We start from the raw sequence: 26,843 nt of genomic DNA on the forward strand, positions 1-26,843 counted from the left end.
ATATCTCACAGCGCACAGATCAAAAAAAGGCAACGATTACGCTGCCTTTTTCGATACTAAAAGTCTACGCGACGTCGCGTAAAATCAAATACGACTTTAGTGCAAGCCGCCTAGATATTTAGATAAAATCTCAATGTCTTTGTCTGTTAATTTCGCTGCAATATCTCTCATCATTCCGTTGGCATCGTTCTCACGAGAGCCATCACGAAACTTTTCTAGTTGCGCTTTTATGTATTCAGGATGCTGGAAGGAAATTTTTGGGAATTTTGCCAACGACGTGCCATTCCCTCTGGGGCCATGACATGCCATACAAGATGGAATGCCACGCTCAGCGTCACCTGCCCGGTAAAGCTTTTGTCCTTCTGTAACTACACTTTCTGGCGTGGTCCCTGCACTCATAGGCATAGCGGCAAAGTAAGCTGACAAATCCTTCATGTCCTGGTCTGACAACGGCATAGCCATGCCACTCATCACCGGTTCCATGCGACCCTCAGCACCACCCGACGTCATGCCAAGCTTAAATTCTTTGAGCTGTTTATAAATATAGTCAGCGTGCTGACCTGCTATTTTTGGGTACATAGTTACAGGAGCATTGCCATTTGGTCCATGACACGCTGCACATGTTGCCGCTTTTGCCTTACCAGCCTCGGCGTCCCCATCGAATGCTACTGCGTTGTTAAATGACAACGTACTTAGTAGCATAGTTAAAGATAATGCTATTTTTTTCATGGTAAATTCTCTGTTCCGACCCTGTAACTATCAACCCAATAGAAATACGCTAAATTTCACGACACTGGGCAAATGCTATTCTATGTACATTGACTTAAGTGAATTAAGTGACGCTCAATGTTTTTGTTTTACGTTGCAACTTTTACATTCTAGACAATAAAAAAGCCCCGCCATGCTTTGCGGCCATTATAAAACCACAAATTTTATAGGTAATTGACATAGATTAAACTTAGTTCAGAAATTCTATTGACGCAGCTAAAAATTGTCGACTTTCTCTACTTTTGCATTGTGTGACAGATGTAATAAAATACGTATGAACAAAAGAATCAATTAATCCGTCTAGGAGTTAGAGTGTTAAAATCTCGTATGCCATATAATCGCGCTACTTTCATAACCAGTGCACCTGATATTTCCCGCCTTCCCGCAGACAGTGGCATAGAGGTCGCATTTGCAGGGCGTTCTAACGCAGGCAAGTCCAGCGCATTAAATGCTCTGACAGACCAAAAACTCGCTCGCACCAGTAAAACACCTGGCCGCACCCAGCTGATTAATACTTTTGCACTCGATGAAGAAAGAAGGCTTATTGACTTGCCAGGTTACGGCTTTGCAAAAGTGCCTATTGAGATGAAAAAGAAATGGCAAAAATCATTAGGTGAATACTTACAAAAGCGCCAAAGCTTAAAAGGTATTGTTGTACTGATGGATATCCGCCACCCTATGAAAGACTTAGATATGGATCTAATCAATTGGGCTGTTGGCAGTAATATCCCCGTACTTGCGCTACTCACCAAAGCCGACAAACTAAAGCAAGGTAAACGAAAAGCGGAAGTCTTACAGGTACGCAAAGCACTATCGGAACTTGATGGTGATATTACCGTACACGCATTTTCATCACTGAAAGGGCTTGGTTTGAAAGAGCTCGCTTGGCAGTTAGATGATTGGTTTTTAGGGCCATACGTTAAAGAAGAAACTGACGAAGACGCACAAACGAACTAACTCAATTCGAACGTCTTACCAGCAGAGCGCAATAGCATCATGTCATTTTGCTCACTGAGCTCTGCTATCTCTATCCATTGATAAAATACATTGCGATCTATACGCGCATGTAAGCCATAATTTAGCTTCAAGTGTGGGATCTGCTGCCCTTTATAATCGTCTAAATATAGAGGAAAAGTATCGCAAATTGGCCAAAATCGCCCTAAGTTATCTTCACATATTATCGTCGGCGCAACCCCATATTGAGCAGCTATTTGGCATTCATGCCAAGCAACAATAACAAACGGGCTCGCATCAACAGAGACAGGACAAGTTTCAGAGGGTGTCTTTAACCGATACGTTCCATCTTCACGACATAAAACACTGGCAAACAGCTTTACCAAAGCAAGCCGCTTTATTTCATCCCCCTGATGATACCAGCGTCCACTCGTGTCAATTGAAAACTCACCCACACCACACTCACCAGCTTGCCAGCGCTCCGTTGGTGAGTGTGATGAAACATAGTGTGCTAATAGCTGCGCAAGTTTACTGGTCATTGAATACCAAATTAAATGTAACTGGTACAGCTTGCGAAATATGACTTAGGCCCGCTAATTTACGCAGAGCTTCTACGCCACCTTCGAGATCAAAATCACGGCTGTTGATCAACACAGCGCGCTGAGAAGATACATGCATTGTTTTGCCCAGCTTGTTGACAACTAGGTCCAGCTTCAATACTAAATTTTTACCATGTAAGTTAAGCGTAACAGGCAGAGCTTTTATAATCTGCATGCCGTCTTTCAGTTGAGGTAACCACGGTGTTAGATCCGTTTCAATAGTTGCCGCTTTATATTCTGAGACCTCAAACAGCACCTTTTTCATGCGCTCATTTCTGATCGGGATCAAAGACTCTATGCTACTCAGGTCAATAGCGATTTTAAGTTTACCTGCATCGCTAATTTGGCCCGATAGCGAAGTAAAATGGTGATTTTCAGCAATGCTATTCAGTTTGATTGAAGTAAAACTCAGATCACTCAGTTCATTATTTAATTGCCAAGCAGACACGGCTTGAGACATAAAACATAAGCTACCGATCAATAGAGGCTTAAGCATGACGTATTCCTGTATGTAAAAGTTTCTCACATCTTAACAAATAAATATGAAGAGAGTTAGGATGGTGTCAAATGGAGTAGCGCTTAGTAAATTACACGGTAGCGAGACACAAAGCTGTCTGAGATACGGATGATATCAAGTGAGAGAGAAAAATCGGCTCGTATAAACCTTTTACGAGCCGTTATAGCAATCTGGGGAGAAGCTATCAATACACAGTATCCTCTTTCGAGAGATACATCATCAACAGGATGTCCTACAGGATGAGGACGGCGCGAACTGTAGCAAATAGCCATCTAGAAATAAACAGCACAAAGCAAATAACGAGCCAATTTGATAGTTTTTAAACAAACGAGTGATACTTTTTACGTTAGCTTTACACAAGCCCAGTAAATTCGGGACATAGCGGCATTTTAGCTTGGCCAAGTTCATTGACAGTTTCCTGCCCTAAAAATGAATAAATAGAGACAACTTGAAAAACATGACATCACATTAACTGAACAGATGCGACTTTAATGGTGAGGGCACCGTAAATTGTACCAAATTAATCGAATATGAGCTGGAGGCAGGCGTGCAAACATAAAATGAAACACCCGACCACAAACACCACAACACAGATAACCAAGCTAAATCACAGTCAGATGACCTTCAAATTGAAGGGTCCCAGTACAGATTTACCCTCACCAAACTTATCGATTCAGTGAATTTCGGAAAGATTTATGACACTAGTTTAGATGGAAAGGTGCTAAAAACATTCAGTTACGGACGCAAAAGCGTCGGTGACTATGAATACACAGCACAGCGTCAAGCTTGGCAAAAAAGTAAAAACCATGTCGCCCAGCCGTTCGCTTATGGAGAAATTTCTCCCGTCACGCGACAACCAGAAAAGACTAAATCTGAAGAACGTCCATTGGATTATTGGGCACACAAAACTGGAAATTATTACACTAAAACTGGAATATTGATGGAAAAAGTGACCACACTCACATCACTACTTTCACAGCCAGCAAACCCAGCAGTTTATTCAACCAACCCTTATGAGGTGCTCGACTCGGAAGTAAATCTCGCCAGAGACCTCTATATCATTAGAAGAAGATTAATTAAAAGCGGTATTTACCATAACGATATCAAAGCCTCAAATGTAGGAATAGGTAAAAATGGCCAATGGAAAGCCATCGACTTTGGTACTGCAGATGCTAAAGGAGTCAAGGACCGACCTGGAGAAAGTTTCAATCTAATCCCAGAGAAAACTTATATTTGGTGGCAGATCCCTTATAGGGTAAACAAACGGTTGTCAGACGCTAAGTTCCATCCAGCCGTGTCTGAAATATACAAACTCAATGAATTGTCTATCTCTGCAAGCACATTGCACATTTCTGACGAGCTAAAAATTATTATGGATAAAATAGACAACGCAGAAATTCCAAGCTTTTCTGACATGAAACGGACATTGATGCATGAACAACCAGAAAGTGTCAGGAAGGCATATAGATTTAAGCAGGCTTAATCCATACGTTTTGAACGTAACTTGAAAATTTGTTTAATTTCGTGATTGGCTCGCTATGAATCTACAGCCTATGGAATCAATAGTGATAAGGTAAAGTAATTAGAGCATGGTTTGCCCATGCTCTATGTTGACACGCAATTTAGTGCGCTTGCTCCCAGTTGTCTCCATGATCCGCTTCAACAACCAAGGGGACGTCTAAGGTCGCAGCTTCACTCATTAGACGACAAATGTGCTCACTAAACTCGACCACTTTGTCGGCTTTGATCTCAAACACCAATTCATCGTGTACTTGCATCAACAATTTGATCTCATCTTGGCTATGCTCTTGCAGCCACTGATGTACCTTGATCATCGCTTTTTTAATAATATCTGCAGCTGTGCCTTGCATTGGCGCATTGATTGCGGCGCGTTCAGCAGCTTTGCGGCGAGCGCCATTGCGCGCTTTAATATCAGGCAAATACAAACGGCGGCCAAATAGTGTTTCTACATAACCCTGCTCAGCGGCTTTTTCACGTGTGCTTTCCATATACTCTAACACGCCAGGAAAACGCTCAAAGTACTTATCCATATAGTGCTGTGCTTCGTTGCGAGGAATATCTAACTGACGGGCTAAACCAAAGGCACTCATGCCGTAAATCAAACCAAAGTTAACCGCCTTTGCTTTACGGCGCATATCCGAGGTCACATCTTCGAGTGGCACTGAGAAAACTTCGGATGCCGTTGCACTGTGGACATCTTTCCCCTCTGCAAAAGCACTCAGTAACCCTTTATCTTGTGATAAATGGGCCATAATACGTAATTCTATTTGGCTATAGTCAGCCGCTAGGATCACGTGGTTTTCATCCGCAACAAATGCCTGGCGAATACGACGCCCCGCTTCATTACGGATTGGAATATTCTGCAAGTTTGGATCTGTAGAGCTCAAACGACCTGTCGCTGTCACGGCTTGATGATAAGAGGTGTGAACACGCTGAGTCTCATCATTAATAAGCTTTGGTAGTTTGTCAGTGTATGTTGATTTTAGCTTGGCCAAACCACGATGCTCTATGATCAATTTTGGCAATGGGTAATCGTGTGCCAACTCTTGCAATACTTCTTCAGCCGTTGAAGGGGCACCTTTTGGCGTTTTCTTCAATATCGGCAAGCCTTGCTTTTCAAACAAAATCGCTTGTAGCTGTTTCGTAGAGCTTAGGTTGAACTCTTCTTCAGCCAACTCATAGGCTTCTTGCTCAAGCTCAGCCAAGCGCTTTTCAATCTCTAGGCTTTGTTCACCAAGCATAGTGCTATCTATTTTAACACCGGTACGTTCCATGTCAGACAGTACATTGATCAGTGGCAACTCTATGTCACGAAATACGCTGACTAAACTGGCTTCTTTTTCCACCAGAGGCCATAGGTGCTGATGTAGGCGGAGCGTGATATCGGCATCTTCAGCGGCATAAGGCGCAGCCTTTTCAAGTTCGATTTGGTTGAATGTCAGCTGTTTTTTACCCTTGCCTGCGATTTCTTCAAAGCTGATATTTTTGTGACCTAAAAACTTAAGTGCAAGCGAGTCCATATCATGACGCGTACCTACACTGTTAAACACGTATGACTCAAGCATGGTATCAAACTCGATACCATTTAAGGTGATCCCAGCTCGGGCTAGTACACTCTTATCGTATTTTAAATTTTGGCCAACTTTCTTGATGTTGTGATCTTCCAAGATTGGCTGTAACAGCTCAAAAACAAGCTGTTTATCAAGCTGCTCTGGCGCTCCCATATAGTCATGGGTCAAAGGTAAATATGCAGCTTCACCCGCTTCAACCGCAAAGCTCATTCCTACCAAATCAGCTTGCATATAATCCAAACTGGTTGTTTCGGTGTCAAAAGCCATCACCTCTGCACCTTTGAGCTTTTCAACCCAGATATTCAGTTGTTCAGACGTTAAGATGGTTTCGTAATTACCAACAATTTCAGGTTGAGGTGCCGAAGTTGCTGATGGTGCCGAACTTTGCGGTGCCGCTTTGCCGTCAAGCAACTCTGCAAGCCAGCGTTTAAACTCGCATTGACCATACAGCTCAATCAAGCGATCTTTATCCACTGGCTGGATCTTAAATGTGTCTAGATCTTCTTCTACGTCACAATCGAGCTTGATGGTAGCCAATTCATAGGACAGCTCTAACTGTGCTTTATGCTCTTCTAGTTTTTTCGCCATGCTCTTTGAGCCGCGAAAGCCTAGCGGCGCAATTTGCTCTAGGTTGGCATACAACTCTTTGATGGAGCCCAAGCCTTGCAACATCGCCAGCGCGGTCTTTTCCCCTACACCAGGGACGCCTGGGATATTGTCGACTTTGTCACCCATGAGAGCTAAAAAGTCGATGATAAGCTCTGGACCGATGCCAAATTTGCCTTCAACGCCAGCCGGATCCAACACTGTATCTGTCATGGTATTGATTAAAGTAACGTGCTCATTAACCAGTTGAGCCATATCTTTATCGCCAGTACTGATCAACACATGGCGTTTTTGTTCCGTAGCAATACGGGAAAATGTACCGATCACATCATCAGCTTCAACGCCAGCAATGCTGACCAAGGGCAGACCCATCGCTTTAATAATTTCATGAATAGGCTCAATTTGGGTACGGAGATCATCAGGCATCGGAGGTCGATTGGCCTTGTACTCTGAGTACATGTCGTTTCTGAAAGTTGGCCCTTTGGCATCAAAAACAACCACCATATGGCTAGGATCAAACTGCTTAACCAAGCTTTTCAGCATATTGATTACGCCATAGATCGCACCAGTTGCTTCACCCTGAGAATTCGTCAAGTGCGGTGGCGCATGATAGGCGCGGAATAAATAGGAAGAACCATCCACCAAAATTAAAGGGTTTTCTGGGATCTGAGGCATAATATTTGGGATCCTAATTAAAGAGATTTAAAAACTCGCTAAGAATGCCACAAGGCTTAGCATAAAACGAGAGGAGTGCAATGAAACTTTACAAGGAAAAACTGTGGATAACTTTGTAGATAAACACAAGAAAAGCACCGGCGATAAAATAAAGCCAGTGAAAAGAAATCATAAAACTCTGATTTTTATAACAAAATACATAAGCTAATTTTTATTCTTTATAAAATGAGTTTGTGGAAATCTCACAACTCATGTATTTTTCACCATTGAAAAGTGGTGATAAAACGACCCGTTTTTTCGAGCGGACGCGTATACTAACATAAATGATCAAAGATCAAAGCAGATCCTTTATATTTTTTTTCACACTCGACATTCTTACATTGAATATAGCAGGCAGAATCAGCCTTAGGAGATTAATAATGAAACAAGTAGCAATCATTTTTAGTGGTTGTGGGGTTTTTGATGGTGCAGAAATTCATGAATCTGTACTGACCATGCTGCACCTTGAGCAACAAGGTATTCAGTACCGCTGTTTTGCACCCGATATCGAGCAACATCATGTTATCAATCACTTAACGGGAGAAGAACAGGCTGAGACACGCAATGTCTTGACTGAAGCGGCGCGTATAGCGCGCGGTGATATTCAAAATCTTGATCAACTTAACGCTGATGACTTTGCAGCACTTGTTATCCCTGGCGGATTTGGTGTGGCTAAGAACTTATCTGACTTTGCCTTCAAAGGCCCTGAGTCTCAGGTGCTAGACGCTTTGAAAAGCGTTTGCCAACAGTTTAATACTCAACAAAAACCAATCACCTACCTGTGCATCGCACCAGCGCTGATTGGTCATATACATCAGCCTGGCACTAAAGCAACAATTGGCAATGATGCCGACACTGCCGCAGCGGTTACGGCACTGGGCGCAGAACATGTGGAGTGTGCAGTCACTGATATCATTGTAGATGAACAGCAAAAAGTCATCAGTACACCAGCCTATATGTTAGCTGGCAATATCAGCGAAGCCTCTGCGGGTATTGAAAAAGCGATTAAACGTCTAGCTCAACTTATCGATTAACAGCTCGATTGACTGCTCACAGATAATTTACTTGATTTTAAGCACAAAATGCCAAATCTTTGCCCTAACGCAATAAAAGATGTTTTTTATACGCTTAAGATCAAGTTTAAATTTTAACTAATTTGGTGGTGACGTTATACTCAATTAGGAACCGTCATCCGTCGTGCTTCGTGATCGAAGACATTAAATTTGAAGTGAGCAAGGTAAATGAAGAAACTGTCAGCAGCACTCTTAATGCTATCCACGGCCGCCGTTGCCCAGCCGTATGATAATTCTCTAACCGAAGAAGCCATCAAAAAGCGCTTAGCCCCAATAGGTTCTGTGTATTTGGCTGGTGCCGAAGATACTGCTGCCGCGGCTCCAACTGGACCACGCTCTGGCGAGCAAGTATACCAAGCATCTTGTTTTGCTTGTCATGGCACTGGGGCGCTCGGTGCACCAAAGACCGCAGATGAGTGGGCTACCCGTTTGTCTAAGGGCTCAGACGTCTTACTTGATCACGCAATTAAAGGATTTAATGCGATGCCGCCAAAAGGCACCTGTATGGACTGTAGTGATGAAGAGATCGCAGCTGCTATCGAGTTTATGATCAAATAGCTGTCGTATAAAAAACGGAGACAAATACTCGCTTATTTGTCTCTATTAAGGCAAAATGTTTATCCAAGAACTGAATTAACATTTTACACTTGACCCTCCAAGTCAAAAGTGAAAATATAAAGTTTAATAAATAAACAATAATAGCCTTTGGTTTAATCATTGGAAGATCCAAACGACGTTGCAATTCGCAAGCTTACTCGTAAGAATCGCCGCTTAGAGTCCTTGCTGAAAAAATACAAACAAAACTATCACTTGCAACATGCCTTGATACAGCTCTCTGAACAGGCTAGTACGGTTGCCGAGCTAACTCTTCTATACCCCGCAATTCACAGCATACTTGAGCAACATTTGCCGAGTAAGAGTTTTTATGTTGTGTTGCAAAATCAATTTACTCAAACTCTAGAATTGTCTTATTTTGTCGATGAAAAAGATGGCATCTCCGTACCACTTCACGAATCACACCATTTTGATCAAGGTGTTACAGGGTATGTCTTTAAGACTAAAAAAGTGCTGTATTTAAGCAAAGATGAAATGCAGCTGATGATTGACGACAATAAATTCAAAGCCTTGGGTAGCCCTGCTGAACACTGGGTTGGTGTGCCTATATTCAGAGATAAAAACATCATTGGCGTCATGGTTTCCCAGAGCTATCAACCTCAACAAGCTTATAACGAGCATCAAATAGAGCTTCTTGAGGTGATGTCTCTATATTTGGCAACCGCCATAGAAAGAGTTAAAAAGCGAGAGTTACTTGAATCAGAAGTCAAAATCCGCACACGTGCTTTGATGCAGAGTAATGACGCGCTTAACAAAGAAATAGAACAGCGTAAACGCGCCTTAGAAAGACAGCAAATACTGTTTAAGATTTCTGAATTAGCAACACAATTCAGTGACATTGACGATGTTTACAAGCAGGTTCATAAAATCATTCGCTCTATCACGTTTGCCAATAACTTGTACATCGCGCTACATGATACCGGCTCCAACTGGCTGAGCTTCCCCTATTGTGTGGATGAAGTGACGGAATATCGCCCTCGACCCTTTGCCAAAGGCTATAGTGAACTGGTGATAACCACTGAGCGAAGCCAACTTATAGACACCAATCGCGCTGATATACTTATCGATGGCGGTGTGGTGAAACGCCCTCCTGATTACGATGACTTAGAAACGGCAACAAGCTGGTTGGGCGCACCTCTAAAGACTGCGAAAGGGGTAATAGGGCTAATTGCTTGCCAAGCTTACAATCATGAATACGAATACAATCATGAAGATGTAGAACTTATTTCTTTTGTCTCCAATCAGATTGCCTCTGTTTTACAAACACATCTGGCTAACCAAGCGCTCAAAGCAAGTAACCAAGAGCTCGAACACCGGGTTGCTGAAAAAACCAAGGCATTGCGACAAACCAATTTACATTTGCAAATGCAAATTGAAGAGCGTAAAAAAATCGAGCAACAGCTCTATCACGACGCACATCATGATCCACTCACCTCATTACCCAACCGAAGTCTGTTTTTGACTCAACTAGAAAAAACACTGCAAAAATATCAGCGCTACCCTGAGCACAACTTTGCGGTATTGTTTATCGACCTTGATAAATTTAAAGTCATAAATGACGAATTAGGGCATCAAGCTGGCGATCAGTTTTTAATTTGGGTTAGCTCTGCGTTTTCTGAGTGCATTCGAGAACACGACTTATTAGCGCGCTTGGCTGGTGATGAATTTGTGATCTTGCTCGATCACCTTACCGACAAACAGCAAGCTGAAGACGTTGCCAAACGCCTTATTCGCGTCATGCAACAGCCATTCTGCATGAAAGGAGTATGCATGCAAAGTGGTGCCAGTATTGGTATTACGTACAGTAATAAAGAATATAAAAATACCGATGAGATCATTCGTGATGCTGACGCAGCCATGTACTATGCAAAAAATGCAGGCCGTGGTCGCTACGAGTTTTATCATCCATTGCTCACAGCTTCGTCTGGTAGTGCAACAAAAGCAGAAGAGCAACACCACTTGACCGCGCTGCCAACCCACTTTAGAAGCACAGAAATCGTTGATTTTGGAAATCAAGCCACACAAATCGTGACGCTGGAAGCCTTTGGCGAACACCCCGTATTGGGCAGTACTAGCTTCGATGTCTTGAAAAAGTTTGCCGCGGCCAAAGACGAGCAATTGGATATTGAATTAGGGTTACTAGAAAAAGCACTTAAGATTGCACAAAGTTACAATCAAGATGTCCTACTTGCTTGTTCTACCATCGTTTTAGAGTCTTCTGCCTTCGTTACCTTAAAACATATGCTCAGCCAAAGTAACACACAGCTGTGTTTAATGTTTGATGAAAATGAAGTGCGATACGCCTCCAGCGTGCAATTAGAAAACCTCAAAGAGTTACCTCAGCTGGGCGTAAATATTGGCCTCAACGACTTTGCCAAAGATCGCTGTGACTTAGCCTTTTTAAGCAGCATCGATTTCAAATACGTATTGTTGAGTTCGGTATTTAGTAAACGCGTATTGCAACAAAACAGCTATGATATTCAGCTACAGGGGATTTTGGCCATAACACATTTGAAATCAATTCAGGTCATTGCTAAAGGACCCGCCATCTTGAACTTTAGAAGCCTCTTAGAAAAACATGGATTGCAGTTATTTTTTGGCAAGCAACAAAATTTAAAAAGTGCTCGTCAAAGCAGCAACTGCGTCAACGAGCACGAAACTCTAACGTTTTAACATCGCACGTAGATTAGCGACTCTAGCTTGTCCTTTTTCCATTCTCTCTGATTGCGACACAACTGCTTTTTTTCCTTCGAACTGCAAGTCATCTTGAGGTAGCTCTTGTACAAAACGGCTAAGTTCTGGCGTAATTTGCTCGCCGAATTGGCGGCGGCTTTTCGCATATGTTAACGTCAGAGTCTGCTGAGCACGAGTGATCCCAACATAAGCTAGACGTCGCTCTTCTTCGACGTTATCTTCATCGATGCTGGTTTGATGCGGCAACAAGCCCTCCTCCATGCCAACCATAAAGACATGAGGGTACTCCAAACCTTTCGAGGCATGTAACGTCAACAGTTGAACTGCATCACTCTCATCTTCCTCCTCGTTGCGCTCAAGCATATCTCTAAGTGTCAATTTGGTCACTACCTCAGACAGTGTCATTGGCGGATTGTCAGCATCGCCGGTCAACATATCGCTGATCCAACGGTATAACTCAGAGACATTTTTCATTCTCATTTCTGCTGCTTTCGCGCTAGTCGATGACTCATATAGATACGTTTCGTAATTGATCTCACGGATCATATCTTTAACTGCTTCAAGGGTATTTCCGCGCACGGCTCGATCACTCAACTCCACAACCCAACGCGCAAAGCCCGCTAATGCATTAAACCCCTTGCCTGTCAGACGTTGAGTCAAATCTGGATCAAAGCATGCCTCAAACAGACTAATGTGCTTGTCATTGGCCAAGCTCCCCAGCTTTTCAAGGGTGACAGGGCCTATTTCACGTCTTGGCGTATTCACTATGCGCAGAAACGCATTGTCGTCATCTTGATTCACCAACAGACGTAAATAAGCCATGATGTCTTTAATTTCACTGCGCGCAAAAAACGACATCCCCCCGCTTATCTTGTAAGGAATGCGGTTCGCCATCAAGGCCTTTTCAAATACCCGTGCTTGGTGATTGCCACGATACAAAATCGCATAATCTTTATAGCTAGTGCGCTTCATAAATTTGTGAGAAATGATCTCTGCAACCACGCGCTCAGCTTCATGTTCCTCGTCACGAGTGGCTATGACGCGCAGTGGATCCCCATATCCCAATTCACTGAATAACTTTTTATCAAATTCGTGAGGGTTATTGGCTATCAAAATATTAGCGGATTTCAAGATACGCCCTGCACTGCGATAGTTTTGCTCTAATTTTATTAAACGCAGCCCAGGGTAGTCTTTGCTCAAGAGTACTAAGTTTTGTGGCTTTGCCCCCCGCCAAGAGTAAATTGATTGATCGTCATCACCTACCACTGTAAATCGTGCACGTTCGCCAACTAATAGCTTTACCAGCTGGTACTGGCTGGTATTGGTATCTTGATATTCATCCACCAACAAATACCTAAACTGATTTTGCCAGCGCGCTCTCACGTCTGCTGAGCTACCAAGTAACAACGTAGGGATCATGATCAGATCATCAAAATCTAGGGCATTGTAGGCTCTAAGCTGAGTTTGATAACGCGCATAGAGCTGAGCAAACAACGCCTTTTGCGGCTCTCGCGCTTCTCTAATGGCACGTTCAGGTAAAATCAGGTCATTCTTCCAGTTGCCTATTTGCATCTTGAGTAAGTTCAAAAGATCTTTGTCTTTCTCTAGCTCTTTCTCTGTTAACTCAGCCAGCAACTGGTTGGTATCTTGATCATCAAAAAGTGAAAAACCAGGTTTAAAACCGAGTGTTTTCACCTCTTTTTTAATGATATTCAATCCCAAAGTGTGAAATGTAGAGATCCACAACCCTTTGGCATCTTGTTTTCCTAAAGTTTGCGATACACGTTCGCGCATTTCCTTTGCGGCTTTGTTGGTAAATGTCACCGCAGCGATATTGCGCGCTTTATATTCACAATGCTGCACGAGATAAGCGATTTTATTTGTGATCACGCGAGTTTTTCCGGAGCCTGCGCCCGCTAATACGAGGCATGGACCACTAATATACTTAACGGCTTCATCTTGTTTGGGATTGAGTTTCATAAAAGGCGTGTATCCTGAGCAACTGGAACCGCCTAGTTTATCTTATTCATACCATAATACCAATTTGCAAAGTTTTGATTATGATTAAACAACGCGGTTGATCCCGATGCCAAGGGCACTAAAATACTTTTATAGAGCCAACGGTTTACGGTAAGATATCCGCAATAACTAGCTATAAGGCACTGACATGATAAACCCAGCAAAGATCGAAGAGATCGCAAAGCAGATCTCAAGTAACATGCCACAAGGTGTGCGTAATTTAGCAGAAACATTTGAAGCGAAAACCAAACAAGCCATTCAAACAAAATTGACAGAAATGGACTTTGTAAGTCGCGAAGAATTTGATATTCAAAGTAAAGTTTTGATCAGAACCCGTGAGAAACTGACTGAGTTAGAGGCCAAAGTTGCCGAGTTAGAAGCTAGACTGGAAAAGCAAAACGACGCAGAATAATCGCTTCATCTTTACTTCATGTAAAAAGCACACAACTCTGTGTGCTTACATCCAATCGATTAAACTGCTTGTTGATCGCCACGGTCAACGTACCGGGTCACTAGTGACAGTAGTGCTTGCTCATAGCTTGATGACAAACCAGGGTCTGAACTGACGCCAGGAACAAGCTCATGTAGTAGTCCATCTTCAAGTCCATATACCCATCCATGAACTTCTAGCTTTTGTCCTCTGTGCCATGCATCTTGCACTATGCTTGTGCGACACACATTGCGAACTTGTTCTATGACATTAAGTTCACATAAAACATCACTACGCACAGAGGCGCTTACCTCTCGTAATACTGCTTGATGCTTCTCTTTAATATCAACAACATGTCTAAGCCAGTTGTCGATTAACCCAAACTTAGCACCGTCCAATGCTGCTTTTACTCCACCACACCCATAGTGCCCAACAACCATGATATGGCTCACCTTCAATACTTCTACAGCGTATTGCATGACCGAGAGACAGTTGTGATCCGTATGAACAACCACATTTGCAACGTTGCGATGAACGAATAACTCGCCAGGAAGTAAGTCAACGATCTCATTGGCCGGCACTCGGGAATCAGAGCAACCAATCCATAAATAATCTGGGTTTTGTTGCATTGACAACGTTTTGAAGAACTCTGGGTCACGTAATTGTGTTCGCTCGGCCCACTGGCGATTATTTTCCAGCAAGTGCGCTAGATGACTTTTTTGTTGTTGGCACATATCTATCCCCTTACCTACTGGCGCTTTGTCGCCTGTATCAATAAATTCCTTGGTGTCAGTGACTTTTCACAGAACTGTTCAAGTGTCACATCATACCCAGCCGATTGTAAATATAACACTCTATCTAGCACCAGCCACAATTCTATTGCACGCCTAAAACCATGGCGAACTAGCTCGATGCGCTCGGTGACTTTTTGCCGTTTTTGAGCCTGAGCCAAGTAATGTTGATAATCAATTTGTTGGGGCAGCTTTAGTTCTTTTTGTTCAGCCGCCCAGTGACAAAACTCGTGGAATTCACCAGAGAATATTGCTTTATTTACCGAAGGGACACTAACATAATTTGTACTTTGTGTAATATCACGCCTCAGCGCATCAAATGCTAATCGCCATAAAACTTCTTTTTTACGCACTTTTGCCACCCGAGAAGGCGCAGTAACCGTTTCTTGAAGCGCAAGTTTCATGTCGTTGTGAGTTAATCGCAGTTGGCTCTTCTTGCCCACATCACTCATAGCTTGATATTCATCACTGGTGAATAAATGATAACAACAAGGCGATAAGCTAATTTTTTCACAGCCCACTTGCGTAGCTTCACGCATAAAGTTTTGATGCAACTTACCACATGCATGCAGTGCGACCGCGTGCTGGTGCGGTTTAAAGTGGTGACCCACCGGCTCTGTCAAGACATTCGCGCAGTGGAACGTCATCGCTAGCTTTTGATGCGCAGCACTGTGCGCGCCCTGCTCACACAAATGCGCCTGTAGCTCAATGCTATCGACATGAGGCACCCCTCGATACGCCAATATCCTGCCTAAATGCCCCTTGCCAGCGCACCATTCTAATATTGGCAACTCTCGCTCATCTAGCGCAGCGACAAAGTCTTGCAATTGTCCGACTTTGCGCCCTTTAATGCCATTACTTAACCAAAATGGGAGTTCTGGACGGTCCCGAAGTGGCATATTAATTTTCGTTAATTCACTGATCTGCGTCAGCTGTGGTATATGCGCTGACAACGCTTGCTGCAGTGCTGTTTGGTCCCTATCCAATGCACTCAACGTGGCTTCATCGAGTTGCAATAGATAATCATCCAATTCTGGCCACGGCGTTGTCAGGTGATCAAAAGCCAATAGCTGCCAGTATTGTCGGGTTTCATAGAGTAGTCTATCCAGTGACTGAAAATGCGAAGTGTAAGACGAGATCATAAGCAATAGAGGTTACTTCAAGTCACGCTATTGTAATCTATCCGAGACAGATTAGAAAATCCTCACGCCTTCATTTCAATCTTGCAAACTATAGCTTTTCCGCTGCAAAACTAAACTAATGTACATTGGCACACACAAAATGCTTAGCACGATAGCTAGGATCAACATCCAAGACCAGTTAATTTCTGTTTTGCTACCATCTGAATACAAAAAAGCATTTTTGTGTTCATGAAAGCTCGCAAGGTCAAGATGGTACAACTGTGCGATCCATTGCCATCTTGCCAATGACATATTGCCAACCGGTATCCCTGGCGCCTTAATAAAAGGCAGTAATTTATCTGCTTCATTAGCTAGTTCTTCATAGCTTTTATGCTTTGCATATAGCTTAGTGATCTGTAGCGCTTCATCTAAGTTTGCCAAAGCGTATCGCCATCCGCGCAAACTGGCACTGCGAAATTTCGCGACCATTTCCGGTCGATATGTGTATACATCTTCAGACGTAAACAATATATCCGCATACACATTGATCCCGTAGTGCTTTGGACAGATCTGCCTTGTCGCTATACCCTGCTGCGCCATTTTGAACGGTTCATTGGAGATATATACTTGCAATGCATCAAACTTACCCATTTTGAAGTCCTGTAAAGGTGACAGTCCTGAGTAAATTGGCAATTGACTTACATCTATACCCGCACGCTCTAAAATGAGTACAAGCTCAGCCCCCTCTGAACGACCTAAATGACTAATTCTCTTACCTTGAAAATCTTTGGGAGAGTAGATATCACTATCGGCGTGTACCATCCAGCAATAAGGGGAAGATTGAAACACCGCGGCAAGAGCGACAAGCGGTTTTCCGGACATGCGCTGTTCCAACAAACCTGAATGTGTCACGCCAAATTGTGCCTGACCGGTGAGCACTTTGAATTGTTCATCAGGTTGGTGCATTTGAGCTGGCATGATATTGACATCTAGCCCAGCCTCTCGATAAAAACCTTTTTGTTTCGCAACATAGTAGCCTGCAAATTGAAATTGATGCACCCATTTCAATTGCAGAGTCACAGGCTCTAGCACGGTGGCATGTGCACCACCACAAACAAATATAAGTAAAATGAGGCAACGGAGCATAAGCTATCCTTAGTCTTTCTATATTGAATATAGAAGGCTAAGGACAGAAAAGACAGTCAGAGCATCAAACTCAACTTACTTTGCGGGCGTAGTCCTGATCTGATTTGAGGTATTGGCTAAAACAGGGGTTATTGGTCTCATCTTGATAGTCATAACCCAAGCGGCACAAGTGCTCTTCAAATTTAGCATACTCTTGCGGAGCCATTTCAAACCCGGCTAAAACATGCCCTTTTGCAGCGCCATGATTGCGATAGTGAAATAGCGTAATGTTCCACTCACAACCCAGCATCTCTAAAAACCTCAATAATGCACCTGGGTACTCTGGGAATTCAAAGCGCAATAACCTTTCCTGAATAGCCACAGGCGGTTTTCCGCCAACCATATACCGAATATGTAACTTGGCCAACTCATTGTCTGACAAGTCGGTAAATTCATATTCATTCTCTTCCAAACTCGCTTTTAACTCTTGCAACTCTTCATCTGCACTGCGCAGCCCTATCCCGACAAAGATCTGGGCCTTATTGCCGCCAGCAAACCGATAATTAAACTCTGTAATTGAACGCCCGCCAAGCGTATTACAAAACTGCTTAAAACTCCCTTTTCGTTCATCTATGGTCACACCGAGTAGAGCTTCGCTTTTTGCACCAAGGGCGGTTCGCTCTGCAATATAGCGCAGCCGATCAAAATTGAGATTTGCCCCCGACAATACTGCAGCCAATGACATCGATGACTGAGAGTGCTCGGCACTCCATTTCTTTAATCCAGCTAGAGCAACCGCACCTGAAGGCTCAGCAATTGCGCGCGTTTCGATAAAGATATCTTGCACTGCCGCACAGATCTCATCTGTTGTCACCAACATCACTTCATCACAGTATGTTTGTGCTAGTCGAAAAGTTTCCTCTCCAATACGTTTGACGGCAATACCATCGGCAAAACATCCGACTTGTTCTAACTCAACAGGTTCACCTTCCTGCATTGCTGCGTACAAACAAGCACTTTCCGTGGCTTCAACACCAATTACACGAATATCTGGACGCAGGGACTTAATATATACCGCCATTCCCGCTAACAGACCACCGCCTCCCACTGGGATAAATACAACATCCAGTTTATCCAGTTGCTGCATCATTTCTCGTGCCACAGTGCCCTGCCCAACAATCACATCTTTGTCGTCAAATGGCGGTACAAACACACCGCCTTGTTGCTGACACAAAGCTTGTGCATGAGCGTTCGCCGCATCGAAGTGATGGCCATGCAATACAACGTGACCACCCATATTCCTCACTGCGTTAACCTTAATTTCTGGCGTAGTCACAGGCATCACAATAGTTGCTTTATGCCCCAAATGAGCTGCACTCAGTGCAACCCCCTGAGCATGATTTCCCGCAGATGCGGTTACCACATGCGAATTTGTAGGTAGTTGACGCAACTTATTAAACGCACCTCTGAGTTTAAATGAATAAACAGGCTGCTGATCTTCACGTTTTAGCCAAACTTGATGGTTGAGCCGCTCAGACAACCCTTTTAAGTGACTCACATCCGTTTGCTTCACCAGTGGTGCCATATTTGCTTGAATTATAGCCCTAAAGTAGTCTAGCTCTTGTGCCACCATAGCTAACTGAGCTCCTCTAATTTTTCCAGGTCTCTTACAGCGCCTTTATCAGCACTGGTTGCCAATAGCGCATATGCTTTTAGTGCTGGCGTAACCACGCGCTCGCGATTGAGCGGCTTATAGGCTTCTTTACCACGTGCACTTTGCTTTTCACGGCGCAGCGCTAACTCAGTATCATCCAACAATACATCGATTGAGCGCGTGTGAATGTTAATCGCTATCAGATCTCCATTTTCTACTAGTGCTAATGTCCCTTCGCTCGCCGCTTCTGGTGATACATGGCCAATCGATAAGCCTGATGTACCACCTGAAAAGCGTCCATCAGTTAAGAGCGCACAATCTTTATCTAATCCCATCGATTTAAGGTAACTAGTTGGATACAGCATTTCTTGCATCCCGGGCCCACCTTTTGGACCTTCGTAGCGGATCAAAACGACATCCCCTTTTTTGACATCGCCGCCTAAGATCCCTTCTACCGCATCGTCTTGTGATTCATACACTACCGCAGGTCCAGTAAATTCCAGCATTTCATCAACCACACCGGCACTTTTCACAATGCAGCCATCTGGTGCTAAGTTACCAGTTAAAACCGCTAAGCCTCCGTCTTGACGAAATGCATGTTCGACACTGCGAATACATCCACCTTCGCGGTCTAGGTCTAACGTATCCCAGCGATACTCTTGGCTCATTGCTGTCGTTGTACGGATCCCCGCAGGGCCGGCACGATAGAATGTTTGAGCCTTTTCATTTGTGCTGTCATTGGCATCCCAGCGCGCCAATACATCACCGAGTGTGCCACCAGCCACATGACCAACAGAAAGATCCAACTTACCGGCTTTTGCCAACTCGTTTAGAATCGCCATAATGCCACCAGCTCGATGCACATCTTCTATGTGGTATTGCTGAGTCGCCGGTGCAACTTTGCACAAGAATGGCGTATTTCTCGACAACTGATCGATATCTGCCATATCAAAGTCGACACCCGCTTCTTGTGCTGCGGCTAAAATGTGTAGTACCGTATTTGATGAACCACCCATCGCAATATCCAGCGTCATTGCATTATTAAAAGCGGCTTGGTTGGCAATATTTCTCGGTAGCACTGCTGCATTATCTTGTTGATAATACTCATCACATAGCGCGACAATGCGTTTTGCTGCGCCATCATATAGTTGCCGTCTATCTTTGTGCGTCGCAAGTGTTGTGCCATTGCCAGGCAAAGCAAGCCCAAGAGACTCAAGAAGACAGTTCATTGAGTTCGCAGTAAACATGCCTGAGCACGATCCACATGTCGGGCAAGCAGAACGTTCAACCTGTTCTGAATCTTCATCGCTCACAGTTGGATCAGCGCCTTTTACCATCGCATCGACCAAGTCGAGCTTCAAATCGATATCTGCTAACCGGGTTTTGCCCGCTTCCATCGGACCACCTGAAACAAAAATAACTGGGATATTGAGTCGTAAAGCGGCTAACAACATACCTGGAGTGATTTTGTCACAGTTAGATATGCACACCATCGCATCGGCGCAGTGTGCGTTTACCATATATTCAACGGAGTCAGCTATTAGATCTCGTGAAGGTAAAGAATACAGCATACCCCCATGGCCCATGGCGATCCCGTCATCAATGGCTATCGTATTAAACTCACGCGGCACACCGCCTGCTTCTCTGATGGCATCAGCCATTAAATCACTGAGCTGATTAAGGTGTACATGACCAGGTACAAATTGCGTGTATGAATTGACTACCGCGATCATCGGTTTATGGAAATCTTCGTCCGTCATACCTGTCGCACGCCAAAGTGCTCTCGCGCCTGCACGTTTACGACCTTCTGTCGTTGTTTTACTTCGTAACTTAGCCATGTATACCCCTTTTTCTCATTTTTACCGATACCCGGTAATACCTCATTCCCAAAAATAAATAATCTACAAAGTTTTAGCTATTCACGTAATCTAGCCAACCCTCTGGATCTTTCGCTTGCCCTTTGACTAAATCAAAATAAGCTTGCTGTAGCTCTGCCGTGATTGGTCCGCGTTTACCTGCTCCAACTTGGATCTTGTCAACGCTGCGCACAGGGACTACTTCCGCCGCAGTTCCCACCATGAAAAACTCGTCTGCCAAGTACAACGCTTCACGAGCAATTGGCTCTTCTCTGACTTCATAGCCACGCTCTTTTGCTAAATGAATAATGGTATCGCGGGTTAAGCCAGGTAATATACACGCTGTAGTTGGGGGTGTATAAAGCACGCCCTTTCTAACCATAAAGAGGTTTTCACCAGCACCTTCACTTAAGTAACCGTTCACATCCAGTGCAATGCCCTCTACATAGCCATTGCGTTTAGCTTCACCTGAAATCAACTGTGAAGAAAGGTAATTCCCCCCCGCTTTTGCGGCAGTTGGCATGGTGTTTGGCGCAAGGCGACTCCAAGATGACACGCACACATCCACCCCTTCAGCCAAGCTATCTTCACCAAGGTATGCCCCCCACTCCATCGCCGCGACTGTTACATCAGCAACATGTGATTTAGGGTTAAGCCCTAGCCCGACATGGCCTAGAAACGCAAATGGTCTCAAGTAAGCATTGCTGAATCCATTTTCTTTAACCGCCTGCTTACAAGCTGCTTTAACCTCTTCTTGAGAAAACGGGATCTCCATACGATAAATTTTCGCGGAGTCAAACAAACGCTGAATATGATCGTCCAAGCGAAATATGGCAGGACCATTTGGCGTATCATATGCTCTGATCCCCTCGAATACCGAACTGCCATAGTGTAGTGCATGGCTCAATACATGCGTTGTCGCCTCTTGGTAAGGGATCATTTCACCGTTGTGCCAAATAAGTTCTGATGTTTGTGTCATTCTTTAAAACCTTAATATTGTTATATTGCCTGCTGCTGTAATGTATGCAAATCAACCGACTGCACATCCACTAGCTTATTTAATTGTGATGTTAATAGATAGATAGGTTTCTCACTATCTACTGTCATTTTGACGAGAAACAACTCATCCTGCCCCTCTAATTGCAGTTGCATTAGACGAAATCCACGGTGTCGAGCCACACGTAGAAAACGCTCAACAGCAACGCTTTGATTTTTTACAGCCACAGTTAATTGATGTTTCATTGTGTGTTCTCCGTTAACATTTCATCATTTGCCGCACCCGGCGGTACAAGAGGCCAAACATTTTCTTTGTCATCAATACAGGCATGTAAAATGTAAGGACCAGAGCTATTTACTAGTTTTTCAATTGCATCATCTACTTCCGATGCATGTGTGATAGTTTGTCCAGGGATACCAAACACAGCGGCCAGCTGTACAAAATCAGGGTTATCCGACAAGTTTGTTTCACTATATCGCGCCGAGAAAAACAACTCTTGCCACTGTCTCACCATACCTAGCCTTTGGTTGTCTAGAATAACTATCTTGACGGCAAGATTATTTCTTCTGATGGTCGCTAACTCTTGGATATTCATCATGATGGAACCATCGCCTGAAACCGTGATAACCATATTGTCCGGGCGCGCAATTTTCGCCCCAATTGCCGCCGGTAGGCCAAATCCCATAGTACCAGCGCCGCCACTGCTGAGATGGTTGCTCGGATGACTGAATTTCATATGCTGTGCAACCCACATTTGATGCTGGCCCACATCGCAACAAACAACCGTATCTTGAGGTACATCTTGGCTCAATTTATTAAGCAAATAAGGCGCAAAAACTTTCTCCCCAGGGTAGTCATAGCGCCAAGCATACTCTCGCTGCATATGGCTGATATGCTCACGCCAATCCGCAGGCGCCAAAACTCCCTGTAATAGAGGCAAAGAGACATTTAAATCAGCCACCAATGAAGCCGCTGCTGGCTTGCGTTTGCCTATTTCTGCAGCATCAATGTCTAAGTGGATCACTTTTGCTTTCGCCGCAAACTTGGCCAAATTTCCCGTCACCCGATCGTCAAACCGAGCACCGATACATACTAGTAAGTCACATTCTTGCACAGCCAAGTTCGCCGCCTTGGTCCCGTGCATACCCAGCATGCCCAAATCGTACTCGTATTCAGGTAAAACACTGCCAAGCGCTTTCAAAGTGGACACTGCAGGCATCTGGGTTTGCTCCAAAAATGCCATCAATGCAGGTTGTGCATCTGCGCTATGAACGCCACCACCGACATACGCCACTGGCTTTGAGGCTTTTCTCAATAGCTCATTAGCCAAAGCTAGATCATTTAATATCGGCGCTTCTTGCGTCTGAGTGTCTGCACTCCAAGGAGAAAAAGGCACTAGTGCTTGTTGAATATCCTTTGGAATATCAACTAATACAGGTCCAGGTCTACCAGATACCGCTAAGTGCATCGCCTGTTGCAGTACTTCAGCCAAATCCTCTGCACGCTCTACCATAAAACTATGTTTCGTACAGGATAAGGACATCCCCAAAACATCAACCTCTTGGAATGCATCTGAGCCAATCGCCGCAGTAGGAACTTGTCCAGTGATTGCCAAAAGCGGAACCGAATCCATCATTGCATCAGCCAGTGCCGTCACTAAATTCGTAGCGCCAGGCCCCGAAGTAGCAAAACAAACACCTAACTTACCCGTGCTGCGTGCATAGCCAACTGCCGCAAACCCTGCTCCTTGCTCATGGCGAGTTAAATAATGCTTGAGTGGCGCACCATATAACGCATCGTAAATCGGCATAATTGCCCCGCCTGGGTAGCCGAATACGTCTGAGATCCCCTGTTTAACAAGGATATCGATTACCATTTGTGCGCCTGTCATTGTTTTGCTCATTGCCCTTTGCTCTGTTTTTTTGCCCTAAAACGAAAAAGCCCCCCGAACTTTTCAGTGCGGGGGGCTTTTAGCTGATTCTTTTCTTACAGCACTACAAAGCCCCCGCGGTAATAATAATCACCACGTTGATAATCACGACTAGTAGTTTTGCTGTTAGTAACATAAATCCAAATCCAAAAAATTGTACTGTGCTTGATTGCATCCACTGGCAGACGAATACTGTCTGCCTGTTCTTTATTCTATTAGTAACCTGCGACAGGTGACATGTCAACCATAAAAACTATGCCATTTCATTGTAAAAAAACAGAAATAGAGAAATAAAAAACCCAAAAACAACCCATTTACGACATTTTAATTCAAAACAATAGGGGCAAACTTACATTAGGGTAAACTACCTCAATATATCGAAGACAATTATGCATGTCAGATTTCTGTATTAAATTTTTGTGATTTACTTATTCAATTGATTATGATGTTTAATCCAAGACATAAAAGGACCACCGCAGTGAAACACATTTTGTTTTTTAAATTAGTCTCGTCATTTTGCTTATTGCTGTTTTTTAGCACACTAAGTCAAGCTGCTCCAGCACTGTGGAGCGTAGAAAAAAACGGGGTGACTTCCTATTTATTCGGTACTGTTCATGTTGGTGATCCAAGTATGCAAGGATTGCCTGGCAAGGTTAAAAGTGCCATTGAGCAGGCTGAGAATACCGTTGTAGAGCTCAATATGAGCGCGCTGTCAGCATTTGAAATTCAGACTAAAACAGCCGCATTTATTGCCAATTCCAATAGCCGCCCTCTGCCACTGGCAGTCTCCCAAAAAGTTTATAAACAACTCGAAGCCTATTTTACCAAGCGGGGGATCAATATCGCACTATTCAACAGTACGCCAGCGTGGGCTGTTATGCTCACAATTGTGCAACTTGAATATCAAAAAGCGGGATTAACTGATACTTATGGCATAGATAAACAAGTTATTGCACACGCAATTAAACATAAAAAAAACATTAAAGAGCTGGAGTTATTTGAGCAACAATTAGAAATGTTCAGCCAGATCGCGATTATGAGCGATGAGATGGTGACACAAACTCTCTCTCAAATGGAAGAAGCTGATAAATTCATTAAAGATATGATAGAAGCCTGGAAAACAGGTGATGATGCTAAACTGGGCAAGTACTACGAGCTGAGCTTTGATGACTCAAAATATGCACGGCTTGCCGAACAAGTTCTCGTAATTGATCGCAACCATACCTGGGTTCGCACTCTTGCCCCCAATATGGGTAAAACATCGCATTTCATTGCCGTAGGTGCACTGCACTTGCCCAAACAACACGGCCTGATTGAATTGCTAAAAGCGCAAGGCTTTAAAGTGAAGAGAATATAAATTGGTCGGTGTAAGGATGCCTTGCACCGCTCCTTTTATCTACCAAGAAAACTCCGCCACCTAACCTAACCATCTTAAAAACCGTTAATTATTACAGTGAGTCGTTCACTACCGAGGGGGTGATTAGCAGTTCGACCTTTTCTCGTAAGGTTTTTAAATCCACAGGTTTAAATAAATGGGCATTCGCACCTAATTCATACACTCTATTAATAGCCTGCTCCGTGGTATTTGCGGTAAGCACCAAGATGGGCAACTCTAGTCCAAGGTTATGGCGGATCATTTTTATTGCCGTGAAACCATCCATCACAGGCATATTTAAATCCATCAATACCAAACTAAACTCTTGCTTTTGTAGCTCAGATAGCGCTTCTTGCCCATTTACTACATGTATTACTGACAGGCCCAACTTTTCCAATAATGTCACGACAACACGCGCATTTAGTAAGTTGTCCTCCACCAATAAAGCCGGATTTTCTCGACTCAATTCAAACGGTGTCAATGCAGCTGATTTAGCCACTTTCACCGGGATCTCTAATAATACCTGCGTACCGCTTGGTATATTATCCGTAAAACTCATTTCGCCACCGAGCATATTGATGATGAGCTGTGCGCGAGTCAGCCCCAACTGCATACCTTGATAATTCTCCTCTTCATCAATTTTGGCTTGGGTTTGACTTATACCTGGCCCGGTATCTGTGATCAGGCAGTGAAAGATGGCTTCTTCTTCACTCCTTTGATGACAATCCGCTTCTAGCCTCACTTCTCCGTATTCAGTGTATTTCACAGCATTATCTAATATTTGCCCAACCAACCAAGCTAACCGATTGTGATCACAATCGACAACTTGAGATAAACCAGACCCTAAGTCCGTTGTAAAATTTAATGATTTTTGCTGTAGCAGAGGCTTATAAATTGCTAACGAGTGAGACAAAGTATCAAATAGACAAGCGGTTTTATTGTCTAACTTAATTTCTTTATTCTCTGATAGAACATTGTAATCATCTATTGCTGAGAGCAGAATATTGAGCTGCTTTGCAGCGTGCTCGACAACCTCTAAATGAGCAGGTTGAGCTGATTCTTTAAACAGCGCAAGATACCCCATAACGGCTTGCAGTGGTGTACGCATCTCGTGACTTGCTCGCGCCAAGAACTCACTCTTACTACGCTTCAAGCGATTGGCTTCAATGCGCAGTGTCTGAAGCCGCGTAATTTTATTTTGAATGCTTTTTTCCATCGGATAGAAAATCCAACGCGCTTCAATAATGAGGATCAGCATGCCAAATAGCCAAATAAATAACTCGACATTTTGCAGCTTCTTTACTTTGTTAGTAGCAACTAACTCATGTAGTGTAACCGCCTGATCTAGTGCAACTAAAAGTTCGTTGGCTCGAGATTGCACTTGGATTAATTTTTCGACTTTCAAATTGCCGACAAGGGCTAGGCTATGCGCAGTTTTGACTAAATCAATGTACTCTTCAACCCGTGCTGCCAATGCAACCGGGGGGTGAAAATAAAACTGTTGCAGGTCAGAAGATAAATGACTATATCTACCACCCGACTTTGCTAATAAAAAAGCTTGGTTTTCAGCCATTTTATCTAATGCATCACGCAGCATTTGCTGTTCATCAAACGTACCTGGATGCTCGCGTATGTACTCAGCCCCTAATAGTAACGCCGTTTTTTGCGACAGCATTCTCTGCATCCCCGCCGTATTGATCACGTAAGTACTGGCAGCTTGCTGAGACAAGAGTATCTGCATTGTTGCCATCGCCGTAGTGATGACAATGATCATAATAGAAATCGCTAAAATATACCTGAAGCGAAATGTTTTCAATATCTTAAGCAACCGGCTGCCTCCGTGTTTGGCGCAAAATAATAGAGATAAAATTGAGCTGTATACAAACAGAAGTGTAGCTTAATTTCAGTCTTTT

Annotated in this window: 21 protein-coding genes; 7 read left to right on the forward strand and 14 right to left on the reverse strand. The window is 43.7% G+C overall.

Features of this window, described 5'->3' with window-relative positions:
• Positions 1 to 96 precede the first annotated feature (96 nt).
• Complete coding sequence (locus tag MHN81_RS17095) at positions 97 to 729, reverse strand: c-type cytochrome (protein ID WP_023397724.1); 633 nt, start codon at positions 727 to 729, stop codon at positions 97 to 99.
• Between the two features lie 351 nt (positions 730 to 1,080).
• Here MHN81_RS17095 and yihA point away from each other — a divergent pair, with 351 nt between their 5' ends.
• Positions 1,081 to 1,725, forward strand: a complete 645-nt coding sequence (gene yihA, locus MHN81_RS17100) for a ribosome biogenesis GTP-binding protein YihA/YsxC (protein WP_023397723.1) — start codon at positions 1,081 to 1,083, stop codon at positions 1,723 to 1,725.
• Here the strand turns inward: yihA and MHN81_RS17105 are convergent.
• Together MHN81_RS17105 and MHN81_RS17110 are read right to left on the reverse strand one after the other, a co-directional pair.
• On the reverse strand, positions 1,722 to 2,261 hold the full coding sequence (locus tag MHN81_RS17105) for a DUF1285 domain-containing protein (protein ID WP_239426293.1): 540 nt from the start codon (positions 2,259 to 2,261) through the stop codon (positions 1,722 to 1,724). The genes yihA and MHN81_RS17105 overlap by 4 nt on opposite strands.
• Entirely contained in the window at positions 2,251 to 2,817 is a 567-nt protein-coding gene (locus MHN81_RS17110; RefSeq protein ID WP_023397721.1) for a YceI family protein, read from the reverse strand. The genes MHN81_RS17105 and MHN81_RS17110 overlap by 11 nt, the downstream gene beginning before the upstream one ends.
• A 739-nt stretch (positions 2,818 to 3,556) precedes the next feature.
• Here MHN81_RS17110 and MHN81_RS17115 point away from each other — a divergent pair.
• Complete coding sequence (locus tag MHN81_RS17115) at positions 3,557 to 4,321, forward strand: hypothetical protein (RefSeq protein ID WP_239426294.1); 765 nt, start codon at positions 3,557 to 3,559, stop codon at positions 4,319 to 4,321.
• Positions 4,322 to 4,460: 139 nt separating this feature from the next.
• Here the strand turns inward: MHN81_RS17115 and polA are convergent, their stop codons facing one another.
• On the reverse strand, positions 4,461 to 7,211 hold the full coding sequence (polA, locus tag MHN81_RS17120; RefSeq protein WP_239426295.1) for a DNA polymerase I: 2,751 nt from the start codon (positions 7,209 to 7,211) through the stop codon (positions 4,461 to 4,463).
• A gap of 419 nt (positions 7,212 to 7,630) precedes the next feature.
• Here polA and elbB point away from each other — a divergent pair, with 419 nt between their 5' ends.
• From elbB to MHN81_RS17135, 3 genes are all read left to right on the forward strand, one after another.
• Positions 7,631 to 8,284, forward strand: coding sequence for an isoprenoid biosynthesis glyoxalase ElbB (gene elbB, locus MHN81_RS17125; protein WP_023397717.1), 654 nt, complete (start codon positions 7,631 to 7,633; stop codon positions 8,282 to 8,284).
• A gap of 207 nt (positions 8,285 to 8,491) precedes the next feature.
• Positions 8,492 to 8,881, forward strand: a complete 390-nt coding sequence (locus MHN81_RS17130; RefSeq protein WP_023397716.1) for a c-type cytochrome — start codon at positions 8,492 to 8,494, stop codon at positions 8,879 to 8,881.
• A gap of 159 nt (positions 8,882 to 9,040) precedes the next feature.
• Positions 9,041 to 11,611: a diguanylate cyclase gene (locus MHN81_RS17135; protein ID WP_239426296.1), complete on the forward strand. Its 2,571-nt coding sequence runs from the start codon at positions 9,041 to 9,043 to the stop codon at positions 11,609 to 11,611.
• Here the strand turns inward: MHN81_RS17135 and rep are convergent.
• Positions 11,600 to 13,612 carry a DNA helicase Rep gene (gene rep / locus MHN81_RS17140; protein ID WP_239426297.1) on the reverse strand — a complete coding sequence of 671 codons (2,013 nt, stop codon included), beginning with the start codon at positions 13,610 to 13,612 and terminating at the stop codon, positions 11,600 to 11,602. The genes MHN81_RS17135 and rep overlap by 12 nt on opposite strands.
• A 187-nt stretch (positions 13,613 to 13,799) precedes the next feature.
• Between rep and MHN81_RS17145 the strand changes: the two genes are divergently transcribed.
• The gene (locus MHN81_RS17145; protein ID WP_023397713.1) at positions 13,800 to 14,063 is read left to right on the forward strand and encodes an accessory factor UbiK family protein; all 264 of its coding nucleotides are present in this window, start codon (positions 13,800 to 13,802) and stop codon (positions 14,061 to 14,063) included.
• Between the two features lie 59 nt (positions 14,064 to 14,122).
• On the opposite strand, the gene can is transcribed toward MHN81_RS17145, so the two are convergent.
• From can to ilvG, 8 genes are all read right to left on the reverse strand, one after another.
• Entirely contained in the window at positions 14,123 to 14,815 is a 693-nt protein-coding gene (can, locus tag MHN81_RS17150; RefSeq protein ID WP_023397712.1) for a carbonate dehydratase, read from the reverse strand.
• Positions 14,816 to 14,829: 14 nt separating this feature from the next.
• Positions 14,830 to 16,014 (reverse strand): methyltransferase, encoded by a 1,185-nt coding sequence (locus MHN81_RS17155; RefSeq protein WP_239426323.1) that lies wholly within the window; start codon positions 16,012 to 16,014, stop codon positions 14,830 to 14,832.
• Between the two features lie 75 nt (positions 16,015 to 16,089).
• The gene (locus MHN81_RS17160; RefSeq protein WP_023397710.1) at positions 16,090 to 17,139 is read right to left on the reverse strand and encodes an ABC transporter substrate-binding protein; all 1,050 of its coding nucleotides are present in this window, start codon (positions 17,137 to 17,139) and stop codon (positions 16,090 to 16,092) included.
• Positions 17,140 to 17,209: 70 nt separating this feature from the next.
• Positions 17,210 to 18,751 carry a threonine ammonia-lyase, biosynthetic gene (ilvA, locus tag MHN81_RS17165; RefSeq protein ID WP_023397709.1) on the reverse strand — a complete coding sequence of 514 codons (1,542 nt, stop codon included), beginning with the start codon at positions 18,749 to 18,751 and terminating at the stop codon, positions 17,210 to 17,212.
• A gap of 2 nt (positions 18,752 to 18,753) precedes the next feature.
• Positions 18,754 to 20,610 carry a dihydroxy-acid dehydratase gene (gene ilvD / locus MHN81_RS17170; protein WP_023397708.1) on the reverse strand — a complete coding sequence of 619 codons (1,857 nt, stop codon included), beginning with the start codon at positions 20,608 to 20,610 and terminating at the stop codon, positions 18,754 to 18,756.
• 73 nt (positions 20,611 to 20,683) lie between these two features.
• Positions 20,684 to 21,607 carry a branched-chain amino acid transaminase gene (locus tag MHN81_RS17175; RefSeq protein ID WP_023397707.1) on the reverse strand — a complete coding sequence of 308 codons (924 nt, stop codon included), beginning with the start codon at positions 21,605 to 21,607 and terminating at the stop codon, positions 20,684 to 20,686.
• Positions 21,608 to 21,627: 20 nt separating this feature from the next.
• Positions 21,628 to 21,870, reverse strand: a complete 243-nt coding sequence (gene ilvM, locus MHN81_RS17180) for an acetolactate synthase 2 small subunit (protein ID WP_023397706.1) — start codon at positions 21,868 to 21,870, stop codon at positions 21,628 to 21,630.
• On the reverse strand, positions 21,867 to 23,516 hold the full coding sequence (ilvG, locus tag MHN81_RS17185; protein WP_036975099.1) for an acetolactate synthase 2 catalytic subunit: 1,650 nt from the start codon (positions 23,514 to 23,516) through the stop codon (positions 21,867 to 21,869). The genes ilvM and ilvG overlap by 4 nt, the downstream gene beginning before the upstream one ends.
• A 517-nt stretch (positions 23,517 to 24,033) precedes the next feature.
• Between ilvG and MHN81_RS17190 the strand changes: the two genes are divergently transcribed.
• Complete coding sequence (locus MHN81_RS17190; protein WP_023397704.1) at positions 24,034 to 24,912, forward strand: TraB/GumN family protein; 879 nt, start codon at positions 24,034 to 24,036, stop codon at positions 24,910 to 24,912.
• Positions 24,913 to 25,003: 91 nt separating this feature from the next.
• Here MHN81_RS17190 and MHN81_RS17195 read toward each other — a convergent pair whose 3' ends face one another.
• Positions 25,004 to 26,704, reverse strand: coding sequence for a hybrid sensor histidine kinase/response regulator (locus MHN81_RS17195; protein ID WP_023397703.1), 1,701 nt, complete (start codon positions 26,702 to 26,704; stop codon positions 25,004 to 25,006).
• Positions 26,705 to 26,843 lie beyond the last annotated feature (139 nt).

Origin of the sequence: Pseudoalteromonas sp. Of7M-16 (genome assembly GCF_022347805.1) — a bacterium.
GTDB lineage: Bacteria > Pseudomonadota > Gammaproteobacteria > Enterobacterales > Alteromonadaceae > Pseudoalteromonas > Pseudoalteromonas luteoviolacea_F.